General features: G+C 70.8%; 13 protein-coding genes. 5 read left to right on the top strand and 8 right to left on the bottom strand.

The window, feature by feature from the left end:
• The first annotated feature begins 5 nt into the window (after positions 1 to 5).
• Genes ABZV00_RS08380 through ABZV00_RS08360 form a run of 5 tightly spaced genes read left to right on the top strand, consistent with a single transcriptional unit; the run spans position 6 to position 3,633 of the window.
• Positions 6 to 506, top strand: a complete 501-nt coding sequence (locus ABZV00_RS08380) for a MaoC family dehydratase N-terminal domain-containing protein (protein WP_355603009.1) — start codon at positions 6 to 8, stop codon at positions 504 to 506.
• Positions 503 to 946: a MaoC/PaaZ C-terminal domain-containing protein gene (locus ABZV00_RS08375; protein ID WP_355603007.1), complete on the top strand. Its 444-nt coding sequence runs from the start codon at positions 503 to 505 to the stop codon at positions 944 to 946. Before ABZV00_RS08380 ends, ABZV00_RS08375 begins: the two co-directional genes overlap by 4 nt.
• Entirely contained in the window at positions 943 to 2,088 is a 1,146-nt protein-coding gene (locus ABZV00_RS08370; RefSeq protein ID WP_355603005.1) for an acetyl-CoA acetyltransferase, read from the top strand. Before ABZV00_RS08375 ends, ABZV00_RS08370 begins: the two co-directional genes overlap by 4 nt.
• Positions 2,085 to 2,462, top strand: a complete 378-nt coding sequence (locus tag ABZV00_RS08365; RefSeq protein ID WP_355603003.1) for a Zn-ribbon domain-containing OB-fold protein — start codon at positions 2,085 to 2,087, stop codon at positions 2,460 to 2,462. Before ABZV00_RS08370 ends, ABZV00_RS08365 begins: the two co-directional genes overlap by 4 nt.
• A gap of 13 nt (positions 2,463 to 2,475) precedes the next feature.
• The gene (locus ABZV00_RS08360) at positions 2,476 to 3,633 is read left to right on the top strand and encodes an acyl-CoA dehydrogenase family protein (protein ID WP_355603001.1); all 1,158 of its coding nucleotides are present in this window, start codon (positions 2,476 to 2,478) and stop codon (positions 3,631 to 3,633) included.
• Between the two features lie 127 nt (positions 3,634 to 3,760).
• Here ABZV00_RS08360 and ABZV00_RS08355 read toward each other — a convergent pair whose 3' ends face one another.
• The 8 genes from ABZV00_RS08355 to ABZV00_RS08320 are packed head-to-tail and all read right to left on the bottom strand — an operon-like array spanning position 3,761 to position 12,802.
• On the bottom strand, positions 3,761 to 5,401 hold the full coding sequence (locus ABZV00_RS08355; protein WP_355602999.1) for a DUF4127 family protein: 1,641 nt from the start codon (positions 5,399 to 5,401) through the stop codon (positions 3,761 to 3,763).
• 2 nt (positions 5,402 to 5,403) lie between these two features.
• Positions 5,404 to 6,111: a putative N-acetylmannosamine-6-phosphate 2-epimerase gene (locus ABZV00_RS08350; protein WP_355602997.1), complete on the bottom strand. Its 708-nt coding sequence runs from the start codon at positions 6,109 to 6,111 to the stop codon at positions 5,404 to 5,406.
• On the bottom strand, positions 6,108 to 7,022 hold the full coding sequence (locus ABZV00_RS08345) for an ROK family protein (RefSeq protein ID WP_355602995.1): 915 nt from the start codon (positions 7,020 to 7,022) through the stop codon (positions 6,108 to 6,110). The genes ABZV00_RS08350 and ABZV00_RS08345 overlap by 4 nt, the downstream gene beginning before the upstream one ends.
• Positions 7,019 to 7,861, bottom strand: coding sequence for a carbohydrate ABC transporter permease (locus ABZV00_RS08340; protein ID WP_328417796.1), 843 nt, complete (start codon positions 7,859 to 7,861; stop codon positions 7,019 to 7,021). The genes ABZV00_RS08345 and ABZV00_RS08340 overlap by 4 nt, the downstream gene beginning before the upstream one ends.
• Positions 7,851 to 8,798, bottom strand: a complete 948-nt coding sequence (locus ABZV00_RS08335; RefSeq protein ID WP_328417794.1) for a sugar ABC transporter permease — start codon at positions 8,796 to 8,798, stop codon at positions 7,851 to 7,853. The genes ABZV00_RS08340 and ABZV00_RS08335 overlap by 11 nt, the downstream gene beginning before the upstream one ends.
• A gap of 11 nt (positions 8,799 to 8,809) precedes the next feature.
• The gene (locus ABZV00_RS08330; RefSeq protein WP_355602992.1) at positions 8,810 to 10,075 is read right to left on the bottom strand and encodes a sugar ABC transporter substrate-binding protein; all 1,266 of its coding nucleotides are present in this window, start codon (positions 10,073 to 10,075) and stop codon (positions 8,810 to 8,812) included.
• Positions 10,076 to 10,120: 45 nt separating this feature from the next.
• Positions 10,121 to 11,716, bottom strand: a complete 1,596-nt coding sequence (locus tag ABZV00_RS08325; protein WP_355602991.1) for an FAD-dependent oxidoreductase — start codon at positions 11,714 to 11,716, stop codon at positions 10,121 to 10,123.
• Positions 11,717 to 11,755: 39 nt separating this feature from the next.
• Positions 11,756 to 12,802, bottom strand: a complete 1,047-nt coding sequence (locus ABZV00_RS08320; protein ID WP_328417789.1) for a LacI family DNA-binding transcriptional regulator — start codon at positions 12,800 to 12,802, stop codon at positions 11,756 to 11,758.
• Positions 12,803 to 13,135: the final 333 nt, after the last annotated feature.

The following is a 13,135-nucleotide window of genomic DNA, read 5'->3' as shown; positions in this document are numbered from 1 at the left end:
ACGGCGTGGGCCTGCTGACCGACGAACTGCGCGCACTGCTGGGCACGAGGAAGGTGTACACCGCGCCGGAACCGCTCGGCGCCGCGGCCGGCCGGTACTTCGGCATGGCCGTCGGCGACGACAACCCGCTGTATTCGGACCCCGAGTTCGCCCGCGCGCAGGGCCTGCCGGGCGTGACCGCCCCGCCGACGCTCATCTGCGAGACCAACCAGTACGCGAACCTCCCGATGGACAGCGACGGCTACGCCGGGCACTCATGGCACCTCGACGTCCCCGGCACCCGCCAGGTCCGCGGCGGCAACAGCTACACGTTCCACCGCCGGGTACGCCCCAATGACGTCATCACCGCGACCTGGGAGATCCACGACCTGACCGAGAAGCAGACCCGCACCGGCGCGGACATGCTCGTGGTCTCCTCGCGCGCGACGTACACCAACCAGGACGGCGAGTTGCTCGCCGTCAACGAGGAGACGATCATCCTGGTCAGCCTGGACGGTGCCGCATGACATCGCGGGTGCCGCCGAACGTCGGGGATGCGCTGCCCGCGCTGGAGCGCACCATCACACTCACCGACATGGTCGCCTACGCCGGTGCCACCTGGGACTGGTACCGCCTGCACTTCGACCCCGAGTTCCTGGCCGCCGCGCGGGTCCCGGGCCCGGTCGTGGACGGGCAGGTCTTCGGGGCGCTCTTCGTCGAGCTGCTGCAGGACACGCTCGGCCCGCGCTGCTTCGTGCACGAGCTGTCGTTCACGTTCCGCAACCTGATGTTCGCCGGTGAAACCGTCCGGTGCGAGGGCACCGTGGTCGAGGTCGGTGCCGACCGCGTCCGGGTCGACCTCTCCGCCACGATCCTGGCCAGCGAGTACGGCCCGCAGCGCCCCGCGGCCCGCCCCGCCCACGCGACGGTCCTGCTGGGCACGGCCGACGGGCCGGGCGCGCGATGACCGGCGTCGCGATCGTCGGTGCGGCCGAGTGCGACCTCGGCAGCACCGGGAAGTCCACGCTCACGCTGCAGACCCAGGCCGTCACCCGGGCGCTCGCCGACGCCGGGCTGACCCTCGCCGACGTCGACGGACTGGCCACCACCGGGGTGTCCCGCTTCTCCACCACACAGCTCGCCGAGTATCTCGGGCTGCGGCCCCGCTGGGTCGACTCGACGTTCGTCGGCGGGTCGGCCGCCGAGATGATGGTCGCCCGCGCCACGCAGGCGATCGAAGCCGGCCAGGCGTCCACCGTGGTCATCAGCTTCGCGTCGAACCAGCGCTCCGCGCGCTCGCGCAGCCTCGGCGGGGTCGTCGAAGCGCACACCCCGGAGGCCCAGTTCGAGACGCCGTACGGCCCGCTGTATCCGCTGTCGTACTACGCGATGGCGGCGCAGCAGTACTTCCACCGGTACGGCGGGACGCGGGAGAAGCTGGCCGAGATCGCGATCGCCGCCCGGGAGTGGGCGCTGCTCAACCCGGCCGCGTTCCGCTACGGCGCCGGGCCGCTGACCGTCGACGACGTGCTCGCCGCGCCGATGGTCTCCAGCCCGTTGACCGTCGCTGACTGCTGCCTGGTGACCGACGGTGGCGGGGCGGTCGTGGTCACCGCGCTGGACCGGGCCCGCGACCTGCGGCACCCGCCGGTACGGGTCCTCGGCTACGGCGAGCGGTCGACGAACACGTCGATGACCGCCGTCGAGGACCTGACGGTCACCGGTGCGCGCGAGTCCGGCCGGGAGGCGTTCGCCCGGGCCGGCATCACACCGTCCGAGGTGGACGTCTTGGAGGTGTACGACTCGTTCACCATCACCGCCGCGCTCAGCATCGAAGCGCTGGGCTTCTGCGGACCGGGCGAGGTGCTCGACTTCATCCAGGACGGCCGGATCCGTCCCGGCGGTGAGCTGGCGCTGGACACCTCCGGCGGCGGCCTGTCGTACTGCCATCCCGGTCAGTACGGTGTGCTGCTGCTGGTGGAGGCGGTCCGCCAGCTGCGCGGCGAGGCGGGTGCCCGGCAGGTGCCCGACGCCCGGGTGGCCGTGGCGCACGGCACCGGCGGGATCCTGTCCACGCACGCCACGGTCGTGCTGGGGGTGCAGCGATGAACGTACCGCCGCCCGACGACGTGACGGCCGGCTGGTGGGACGCCACCCGGGAGCACCGCTACACGCTGCAGACCTGCGGGTCATGCGGGCACGTCCAGCACCCGCCCCGAGCGCTGTGTACCGCCTGCCCGTCCATGATGGACCTTGGGTTCGTCGAGGCGTCCGGCGACGGCGTCGTGGACACGTTCACCGTGGTGCACCGGGCACCCGTGCCGGGGGTTGCCGTGCCCTACACGATCGCCCGGATCCGGCTCGCCGAGGGACCAATCGTGCTGTCCACCCTGGATGGTCATGGCTGGCGAATCGGGGACCCGGTCCGCGTCGGCTGGCACGATCTCGACGACGGCCGGGCACTGCCGGTCTTCCACCGCTGACGGAGGCGCACCCATGGACTTCACGCTCACCGAGGAACAGCAGGACTTCCGCGCCCTGCTCCGCACGTTCGTCGACCGCGAGATCATCCCGGTCGCCCGGGAGTGGGAGCACGCCGGGCGGTACCCGACGGAGATCGTGCGGGGGATGGCCGAGATGGGGCTGTTCGGCATCACCGTGCCGGAGGAATACGGCGGCCTCGACCTCGACCCGGTCTCGTTCGCGCTGGTGTTCGAGGAGCTCTCCCGCGGCTGGATGGGCATCGCCGGCATCCTCGGCAGCCACTCCCTGGCCTGCCGAATGATCGCCGTGCACGGTACCGAGGAGCAGAAGCGGGCCTACCTGCCCGACCTCGCCACCGGCGCCCGGCGGACCGGCATCGGCCTCACCGAGCCGGACGCCGGCACCGACCTGCAGGGCATCCGCACCACCGCCCGCCTCGACGGCGACCACTACGTCGTCAACGGCACCAAGATGTGGATCACCAACGCGCGGTACGCCGACCCGCTGCCGGTGCTGGTCAAGACCGACCCGCACGCCACGCCCGCGCACACCGGCATGAGCGTGCTGCTCGTCGACGCGACGCTGGAGGGCTTCCAGGTCCTGCGGGACATCCCGAAGCTCGGCTACAAGGGCACCGAGTCCTGCGAGATCCTCCTCGACAACGTGCGGGTACCAAAAGACCGGTTGCTCGGCGGCGTCGAGGGCATCGGCCTCAAACAGGCGTTGTCCGCCCTGGAGTGGGGCCGGGTCAACATCGCCGCGCGGTCAGTCGGCATCGCGCAGCGCGCCCACGACGAGGCGCTGGCCTACGCCCAGCAACGCAAGGCGTTCGGCAAACACATTGCCGAGTTCCAGGCGATCCAGCTCAAGCTCGCCACCATCGCGATCCAGCTGCAGGCCGCCCGCCTGATGGCGTACTGGGCGGCCGACGCGGTCCGACGCGGTCGCGCCGACGCGCAGACCGGGATGGCCAAGGTGTTCTGCTCGGAGGTCGCCCTCGAAGCCGCGATCGACGCGATGAAGGTGCACGGCGGCTACGGCTACTCCACCGAGTTCGAGGTCGAGCGCCTCTACCGGGACTCGATCCTGATGAGCATCGGCGAGGGCACGAACGACATCCTGCGGACCGTTGTCGCGAAGGCACTCGTACGCGGCGAGGTGACCATCTGATGCTCCCGGCTCATCGCCGACCTCGAGGGCGCGGTTCCGCCGGCGGAGAAGGATCCCGCCCGCGCGGCAGTTGACCGCGCTCCTCGAAGCCGTCGTCGATGTGCAGCGCCCGGTGCTCGGGCGCCTGTCAGGACAGTTTCAGCCGAGGCTCGAGGATCACCTCGAAGAGCCGGTCCCACGGCAGCTCGACACGCGCCGACTCGAAGCGAGCCAGCGTCGCCGTGAACGTCTTCGCGCCTCGATGGCCCAGCACGATGCGGTGCCCGGCGAAGTGGTCGGCGAAGTACCGCTCGGTCAACGGCACCAGCCGCTCACTCACCCAGCCGTCGAAGTAGACCTTCTGCTCGGGGGTGAGCGCGAGCGGGTCCCAGCCCTGCGCCCGTGCGTGCGCGTACGCCTCGACCTGCACGATGTTCTTCCACGGGTCGTCCTTCACGAACCGGTAGAGCAGGTACTCGGCGTGCGCCTGGCCGGGCCCGCGCAGGGCGGGCACGCCGAACCCACTGCCCGACGAGCGGAGGTACGCCCACCGGGCGGTGCCGTGGCCGAGCGCCAGGCCGAGTGCGTTGCCGCCGGTGTTCCACCCCGAGTACGACAGCACTGCCGCGAGGTCCAGGCCGCTCTCCATCCGCGCGACCAGTTCGTGGTCCGCCTTGTTCACGATGAGCGGGTCCACCACGATGACCGGGGTGCCGGCGGCCAGCAGCTTGCCGATCCGCCCGACGAAGGCGTCCAGGTCAGCGGCCCGCTGCCCGGGCGCCGATGAGGGGGTGTTCACGGCGAGCACGATGTCCGCGTCGCCGCTGACGACCCGTCCCCCCACGGTGGCCACGTGCCGGCGGATGTTCTCCGCGAACGGGATGCCCTCCAGTTGAGCGGTCCAGTCCTCGCCGGAGACGCCGGCGTACTCCACCCGATAGGTGGGCGCCGTGCCGGCCGCGATCACCCGCGCGACCAGCAACGCGTCGACCTCGTCGGCGCCGGGGAAGATTTCCACCCGGCTGCTGACGCCGAGTTGAGCGACAAGCGCCTCCAGTTCCACCCGCTCGGCTCGGGCCAGGCCGACCGGCGCGGTGTCGTCCTCGGAGAGCACGAGGTGGCTGATGGTGCCGTCGGCGACCCACTCGACCATCAGCCGGTTGACCTGGTGGTTGCGGGCCCGCGCGGCGAGATAGTCCTCAACGACCTGGTCGGGGATCCGCGCCCGGACGGAGTCGAGCTGGGCCCGCAGCTCCTCCTGCCCGAGGTTCACCACCTGGTCGTAGAGCTTCGCCCAGGTGACCAGCAGGTCGCGGTACTTGTCCAGCTCGGTGCCCGTGCTGGTGATGGCGAGGCGTTGGATGGTGTCGTGCACCTCGATCACCGCCCCCGGCCGGGTCGAGCGCAGGGCTCGGATCGCGGCCAGGTTCTCCAGGGCGGCCGCCAGGGTCGGGGCGGCGGTGCGTGAGGCGATCAGGCCGCCGTAGGCGAGCATGCTGACCGAGATCACGTACCCGTCGACGCCGTCGGTGGTGCCGAGCCAGCGGGCGATCGCGGCCCCGTCGCCAGGGGTGAAGAAGCGGCCCAGCAGTTCCCGCGGCGGCAACTGCACCTCGGCGCCGGCACTCGCCGCGGTCATCTGCGGGGCGTAGGTGTTGACCGGCCGGTCGTCCAACGGGACCAGCGCCACGGTCAACTGCCGTTTGGCAGGCCCCGCGAAGGCGGGCCGGCCGACGGCCACGGTGGTCAGCCCAGCCACGCCGGTGGCCAGGAGGGTACGTCTTCTCATGCTCACTCCCTCTTTCTTGGGGCGCTCGCCGCGCGGGGGGTGGCCGGCACGAGCCTCCGGGTGATCCACAGCGGTGAGGTGACGGCGTTGCCCATCACCACCGCGTGCGCACCCGCCTCGAAGGCCCGGCCGATCTGTTCCGTGCTGCGGTACCGCCCTTCGGCGATCACCGGCACGGGTAGCAGTGCGACGAGTCGCTCCACGAGCCCGAGGTCGGGCCCGTCAGTCGGTGGGCTGGCCGGGGTGTAACCGGACAGTGTGGTGGCGACGGCGTCCGCGCCGGCCTCGACAGCGGCGACGCCCTCGGTCGTGGTGGAGACGTCGGCCAGGACCAGTGCGTCGGTCCGTTCGCGGAGCACGCGGACCGTGTCGGCGAAGGGGCGTCCGTCCGGTCGGGGGCGGTCGGTGGCGTCGATCGCGACGATGTCCGCCCCGGCCAGCGCCACCTCGAGCGCGTGGGCCGCGGTCGGGGTGATGAAGACGTCCTCGGTGCCGTGCTTGTACAGCCCGATCACCGGAACGTCGACGGCGGCGCGTACCGCTCTGACGTCGTCCGGTCCGTTGACCCGGACCGCCACCGCGCCGCCGCGTACCACCGCGGCCGCCACCCGGGCCTGGACGTACGGGTCCCGCATCGGGTCGTCAGGCTCGTCGGGCAGCGGTTGGCAGGACACCACCAGCCCGCCGGCCAACTCGTCGAGCACGTTCACCCGTTGGTCCTTTCGAAATCGGGTCTGTCAATGGCCAGTCGAGCGGCGCCGACCACGACGGCGTCAGCGCCCAGCGTCGCGGGCAGCAGCGGAACGTCGGCCCAGCCCGCGGGCAACTCGGCCGAGTAGGCGGCCGACGCGGCGGGCAGCAGGGCGCCGGCCGCCCCGCCGGCCACCAGGACAGCTTCCGGATCGAGCAGGGCCACCAAACCCGCCAGGGCCGCGCCGAGGACGGATCCGGCCCGCTCCACGACCCCCTGGGCGACCCCGTCCCCGGCCGCGGCGCGGTCCGCCACGGTCCGCCCGGTGACGCGGGTGCCGGTCTCGATGGAGTACGCGGCGGCCAGCCCGCTGCCGGAGGCGATCGCCTCCAGATGCCCGTACCGGCCGCACCCGCAGCGCAGCCGTTCGGCGCCCGGGGCCGGCAGATGCCCGACCTCCCCGGCGGCGCCGCGGGCACCGGCCTCGACGCGGCCGTTCCGGACGACCGCCCCACCCAGCCCGGTGCCGACGGCCACCAGCAGCACCTGAGCGCGGTCCCGTCCGGCGCCGGCCCAGCATTCGCCCAGCGCGGCGGCGCTCACGTCGTTGGTGACCCGCACGGGTCGACCCAGCCGGGCGGCCAGCGCGTCGGCCACCGGGGTGCCGGTCCAGCCGGGCAGGCTATCGGTGGCGTACCGGATGCCGCCGGTTGCGGGGTCGACCGTGCCGGCGGTGCCCACCCCCACCGGCCCGTCGGCCGCGCCGAGCAGGTCGGTGGCCAGCCGGGCGGCGGCGTCCAGCACGGCCCCGGGCCCGGACCGAGCAGGCGTGGGCACCTCGCGGCGCTCCAGCACCTGCCCGCCCCGGTCGACCAGCGCGGCCGCCGTCTTGGTGCCGCCGATGTCGATGCCGACCACCGGTGTCCTCACCCCTTGAGGCCGGTGTGCGCGAGGCCCTCGACGAACTGCTTCTGCGCGATGACGAAGACCACCAGGACGGGCAGCGCGGTCATTGACGCCGCAGCCATCTGGACGTCCCACATGGGACCGCCGTAGGCGTCGACGAACTGGGTGAGCGCCTGGGGGAGGGTGAACTTCTCCGGAGAGGAGAGGAACACGATCGGTTCCAGGTAGAGGTTCCAGCTGTGCAGGAAGGTGAAGATGGCCACCGCGCCCAGCGCCGGCCGCGACAGCGGCAGGGCGATCCGCCAGAAGGTGGCGAAGCGGCCCAGCCCGTCGACCCGGGCCGCCTCCTCCAGCTCACCGGGGAGGCTGATGAAGAACTGCCGCATGATGAACGTCGCCAGGACGCTCGGCGCGCCGAAGATCGGCACCAGGATCAGCGGCCAGTGGGTGTCGACCAGGCCGAGTTTGAAGAACATCTGGAACAGCGGCACGATCGTCACCTCGCTCGGAATGAGCAGGCCCGCGAGGACGACCAGGAACAACACGTTCTGGCCGCGGAACCGGATGCGCGCGAAGGCGTACCCGGCCAGCGCCGCCACGGCCATGGTGCCAACCGTGACGACCAGCGCGATGTAGAGGCTGTTCAGGTACTGCTGCCCGAACGGCTGCAACTCGAACACCCGCTGGTAGGCGTCGAACCGCGGGTTGGTCGGCAGGAGCTGCGGCGGGAAGGCGAAGATGTCCGCCACCGGCTTCAACGACGAGGTGACCATCCACCAGGTCGGGAAGACGAACGGGATCGCCAGGACCAGCAGCACACCGTAGAGCACCAGCTTGGTTCGCCGGGACAGGTCACGATTCATGGAAGACCCACCTCTTGCGCATCTGCCACTGCAGCACAGTGAGGGCGAGCACGATGGCGAACAGCACGATCGACAGCGTGGCGCCGTAGCCGAAGTGATGGAACTGGAAGGCCTGCTGGTACAAGTAGTAGACGAGCACCGTCGTCGATGTGCCGGGTCCGCCCTGGGTGAGCACCGCGATCTGCGCGAAGACCTGCAGCGACCCGACCACGGTGATGATCGAGGTCAGCAGGATCGTCGGGCTGATCAGCGGTACGGTGATCCGCCAGAACTGGCGCATCCGGCTCGCGCCGTCCACCTCCGCGGCCTCGTACAGCTCGGCCGGCACGCCCTGCAGGGCGGCCAGGAACAGCACCATGTTCAGGCCGACGTTCTTGAACACCTGCACGACGATCACGGACACCATCGCGGTGCCCTCGCCGCGCAGCCAGTTCGGCCCGTCCACGCCGACGGTGTCGAGCAGCCCGTTGACCCCGCCGTTGTCCTGAAGCAGGAAGCCCCAGACGATGGTCCAGGCCACCAGCGAGACCACCACGGGGGAGAAGAACAGCGTGCGGAACACGATCGTGCCCCGCAGCCTCTGGTTGAGCAGGACGGCCAGCAGCAAGGCCAGGCCGAGGTTGAACACCACCAGGCCGACCGAGAACAGCCCGGTGGCGCGCAGCACCGCGCCGAGGTTCGGATCATCGGCGAGAGCCTTGTAGTTGTCGGTCCCGACGAAGTCGAAGGTCCCGGCGAGCACGTTCCACTCGTGCAGGCTGTACCAGAGCACGAGGATCAGCGGCAGGATCACGAAGACGATGCTGCCGAGCAGTTGCGGGGCGATGAACAGGTAACCGGCGAGCTGGTCCCGGCGGCGGCTGGTCCAGAACGGCCGGGCCGGGCCCGGGGCGGGCCCGGCAGCAGCCGGGCCCACCCTGGTGTCCGTCTGGGTCATGGTCGTTTGCCTTACTTCGCCAGCAGCGGCTGGATCTTGGTGCAGACGCCGTCGAGTACGGCCTTGACGTCCGCGTTCGGCTGCCACAGCGGGTCGAGGCCGGCGCGGACCTGCTGGCTCAACTCGGCCTGCCCGGAGTGGCTGGGCTTGACCACGCCGTTGGTGATGCCGTCGATGACGACCTTCTGCAGCTGCTCCGGCTTGAGCTTCGGGTTCGTCTTGGCGAGGGTCTCGGCGGTCAGCTGCGACTGGCGGGGCGCCGGGAAGAACTGGGCGAGCTTCGCCGAGTTCGTGGGGTTGGTGAAGAAGGCCACGAAGTCGGCCGCCTGCTTGGCGTGCGGGCTCTTCTTCATCACCCCGAGGCCGGCCTGGCCGACCACCGCGTAGTTCCCCTTCGGCCCGGTCGGCAGCGGCACCAGGTCCCACCCGAAGCCGCCGTCCTTCAGCAGCGAGGCGCGGGAGATCTGGGTGACCGTCATGGCCGAGTCACCGGCGAAGAAGTCGGCGGTCGTGCCCGGGCCGGGCAGCGCCTTCTGGGTGAAGGTGGCCTTGTGCAGGGTGGTCATCGCGTCGACCATCTCGGGGCTGTTGAAGCCGCAGGTCTTGCCGTCCTCGCTCCAGGCCTGGGCTCCCCACCCGGTCCAGAAGGTGGACAGGTTGTCCCAGCCCTTGTAGTCGAAGTCCCGAATGACCATGCCGGCCTTGCCGGAGTTCGCCGCCGTCGCCGCGGCGGTGGCCAGGGCGTTGTCCCAGGTCCACTGACCGGCCGCGATCAGCTCGGCCGGGGTCTTCTGCCCGGCCTTCTTGAGCATGTCGGTGTTGACGAAGACCCCGAACGGCGAGGTGGAGAAGGGGTACGCGTACAGCTTCCCGTCGTTCTGCCAGAGCTTGAGGGTGGCGGGAGAGATGTCCTCGTACTGGTAACCCTCGGCCTTCTTGAGCGTGTCGTCGAGGGGCAGCAGCGCTCCCGAGGCGACGAAGTCGGGGGCGGAGTTCTCGAACACCCACGCGAGGTCGGGCGCGTTCCCGCCCGCGATCTGGGTGGTCAGGGTCGTGGTGTAGGTGTCGAACGGCAGCGGGTCGAACTTGATCTCGGCCACGTCCGGGTGGCTCTTGCGGTACTCGTCGGCGATCTCGTTGAACAGCTTGAGGTGCGCCTCGTTGGCCGACCAGACGGTCATCCGCAGCTTCGCCGGGCCGCTGTCGCCGGCATCGTCGCCGCCGCCGCAAGCGGTCAGGGCGAGCGCGCCGGCCAAAGCCACAGCGACGCCGCGCATTGCCTTTCCTGCTCTCACAATCTTCTCCTCACCGGGGGTGTGTGTTTAGTAGCCCGCGATCCGCGGCCAGCGCTGTTCCACGCCGGCCGCGGTAAGGCGGTCCTGGAAATCGGCCAGCAGACGGGGGGTGTTGCGGACCGCACGCGGGGACTCGCCCCGCGCCAGACAGAAGTCGGCGAGCAGACCGGCGACCTCGCCGACGTTCCACTCGACCGGGTGCAGCCGGTAGCTGCCGTTGGTGACGTGGGTGGTGCCGATGTTCTTGCCAGCCGGCAGCAGGTTCTCCATCCGCCGCGGAATCAGCGCGCCGAGCGGGATCTCGAACGGGCACGAGCCGACGTCGATGTAGTTGTCGCCACCGGTCGACGGGTGCAGATCGATCCGGTACATGCCCACGCCCACCGCGTCCGGGTAGCTGACCGCGCCGTGGTCGCCCCGGACCGCCAGGGACAGGTCCTGCTCGGCCACGGTGTACTCGGCCTGAATCCGGCGGGACTCGCGGATGTACGGGGCCTGGGCCAGGCCGTCCGAGCTGCCGGTCACGTCGCCGCGCAGCCGCAGTCCCGGGAAGCCGGTGCCGCCGTCCGGCCGGGGCGCCTCCGTCTGCAGCCAGTAGAGCACCGAGTACGACAGCTCGCGGGCCTTGGACAGGTGCCACGACGCGTTCGGCACGTCGATGACCGGACCCTCGAAGTAGTCGATCATCGGCCAGTTGACCAGGGTGATGTCGCTGCCGTACGCGCCGTCGGTGAAGTTGCGCCGAGCAGCGATCCGCCGGAACGTCCAGAGGTTGCCGTCACCGGGGTTGACGCGTTGATCGGCGTTGACGCTCAGCGGGTCGTCGTCCGGGTTGGGGGTGAAGCTGCGCTCGACGATCTCCAGCGTGCGGGGGTGTGGCGACTTCCAGGACAGCAGCCGGTCACCCCAGAAGTCGGGCTTGTAGTCGCGCCAGAAGTCGTACCCCGCGGGGCGGTCGATGGTGTGGTCGCCGTCGACGTGGTCGAGGGCGAAGCAGACGGACACCGCCTGCATGTTCATCGGCTGGGCCTCGGTCGGGGCGCTCGGCTCACCGGTCATCGCCTGCGACTCGAACCCGGTGACGTACTCGGTGCCCGTCAGCGGCAGCAACTCGCCGGTCTCGGTGGCGTCCAGGACGTACGGCGCGACCACGTCGATCCGCTCGTCCCGGTCGCGGTGCGCCAGCGTCACGCCGGTCACCCGGTCCCCGTCGGTCTCCGCGGCGACCGGCCGGTACGGCTGCAGCACCCGCAGCCGGCCCGAACCGAGGTACGGGGCGAGCATCTGTTCGAGGACGGCGACGGCCACCCGCGGCTCGTGGCAGAGCCGGCTCACCCAACCCGCACCGGGGTTGAGGTCGGTCCAGGCCCGGGACCGTTCGGTCAACGGGTAGTGGCGACGGTAGTAGTCGCGGATGCCGTTGCGCAGCGCCCGGTAGCTGGCGGTGGCGCCGAACTGCTCGATCCAGGAGTGTTCGTCCGGCGGGACGGCCTGGCTGGTGAGTTGCCCGCCGAGCCAGTCGAACTCCTCGGTCAGGATGACGGATCGGCCGGACCGGGCCGCGGCGAGCGCCGCGGCGACGCCGCCCAGTCCGCCCCCGACGACGAGGACGTCCGTACGCATGGTTACCACTTGCTTCCTTCCAGTTGCGCGGCTGACCGCTCAGCGTCGGTCGACCGCCCGATCAGGGGTGCCGAGGGTGATGCCCTCGACGAGTTCGCAGGCGAGAAGTCGTTGTTGGAGGCCGGCTGCGCTGCCGTCGATGACGCCGGTCAACACCTCGACCGACTGTCGGCCCATCTCCTCGCGGGGGATGCGGAACCCGGTGAACGCGATGTCGGTGGGGACCGGGGACGTCGGGTCGCCGAGGGTCACGATCGACAGGTCGCCGGGCACGGTCAGGCCGCGCCGACGGGCGGCCGACTCCAGCGCGACCGCCGTGGCGAAGTCCTCCACGAAGACGGCGGTGGTTCCGTCGGCCAGCAGGGTGTCGACGGTCGTGTCGGCCTCCCCGGCCTGCGCTGACATCTGCCCGGCGCTCTCCGCGGTCGTCGCGGTGGCGCGGAAGCCACGGAGCCGGTCTTCGGAGGATTCCGCGGTGGTGCCCATGCTCACGTACGTCAGGCGGCGGTGACCGCGCCGCAGCGCCCCCTCGACGAGCTGGGCCACCGCCGAGGCGTAGTCGGCGCCGACGTAGGGGACCGGCCCGCCGGCGTCGTCGCGGCGCCCGACGGCGACGTACGGATATCCGTCACGGTTGAGCCGGTGCAGCTCCGCGCCGTCGATCTCGCGCCCGAGCAGGAGGCACCCGTCGGCCAGACGCAGCCGGTTGTCCTGGTGGAAGATGCGTCGCCGGCCGTCCACCACCGGTGCGCTGGTGAGCAGCAGCAGGTCGCAGCCGACCCGCTCGGCGTACTCCTCGATACCCAGCAGGAACGGGTGGAAGAAGTCCCGACTGCCGCTGGGGAAGGCGGGCTCGTACGTGAAGACGCCGATGATCCGGTTGAACCGCGAGGCGAGGCGGCGGGCCACGGGGTCGGCGGCGTACCCGGTCTCGGCGATGACCCGCAACACCCGGTCCCGGGTCTCCGCGGCGATGCGGACCTCGGCGTCGGTCCGATTGTTGAGCACCAGCGACACCGTCGCCTGACTGACACCGGCCATCCGCGCGATGTCACGCTGGGTGACGCGTCGGGGGGGAGCGGTCACGTCGGGTCCTTCCGGTGCGGCTAATGCGTATTAGCGCTCGGTGTTGGGGAGGAGCCTGGCGGGTGGACCGGCGTGTGTCAAGAGGTGGCCGCAAGATTTCGGCGCGGTAAACCCGCTGGAGTAATGCGCATTAGCGGTCGGGTTCCCCAGCGGGTTGGCGTGTGGCCCGGGTGGATCGGTGGGCCGCCGAACCGCCTCTTGACAGAAACGCCGCCGAGCGCGCAACATTCGAGAAACATAGATGCTAATACGTATTAGCTCGGCGGTGCCAGGGGACGTCCGCCGATCGATGTCCCCTGTGTACTAACTGAGCGTCACCCTTCGCCGCTTACG

This window comes from Micromonospora sp. NPDC005173 (assembly GCF_040608515.1).
GTDB lineage: Bacteria > Actinomycetota > Actinomycetes > Mycobacteriales > Micromonosporaceae > Micromonospora.
The sequence above is the reverse complement of the archived record's forward strand: the minus strand, read 5'-3'. Positions and strand labels throughout refer to the sequence as shown.

Bases quoted from the DNA above. Each gene is read 5' to 3' on its own strand.
- ABZV00_RS08375 (WP_355603007.1), top strand. From the start codon at position 503: ATGACATCGCGGGTGCCGCCGAACGTCGGGGATGCGCTGCCCGCGCTG.
- ABZV00_RS08370 (WP_355603005.1), top strand. From the start codon at position 943: ATGACCGGCGTCGCGATCGTCGGTGCGGCCGAGTGCGACCTCGGCAGC.
- ABZV00_RS08365 (WP_355603003.1), top strand. From the start codon at position 2,085: ATGAACGTACCGCCGCCCGACGACGTGACGGCCGGCTGGTGGGACGCC.
- ABZV00_RS08360 (WP_355603001.1), top strand. From the start codon at position 2,476: ATGGACTTCACGCTCACCGAGGAACAGCAGGACTTCCGCGCCCTGCTC.
- ABZV00_RS08355 (WP_355602999.1), bottom strand. From the start codon at position 5,401: ATGAGAAGACGTACCCTCCTGGCCACCGGCGTGGCTGGGCTGACCACC.
- ABZV00_RS08340 (WP_328417796.1), bottom strand. From the start codon at position 7,861: ATGAATCGTGACCTGTCCCGGCGAACCAAGCTGGTGCTCTACGGTGTG.
- ABZV00_RS08335 (WP_328417794.1), bottom strand. From the start codon at position 8,798: ATGACCCAGACGGACACCAGGGTGGGCCCGGCTGCTGCCGGGCCCGCC.
- ABZV00_RS08330 (WP_355602992.1), bottom strand. From the start codon at position 10,075: ATGCGCGGCGTCGCTGTGGCTTTGGCCGGCGCGCTCGCCCTGACCGCT.
- ABZV00_RS08325 (WP_355602991.1), bottom strand. From the start codon at position 11,716: ATGCGTACGGACGTCCTCGTCGTCGGGGGCGGACTGGGCGGCGTCGCC.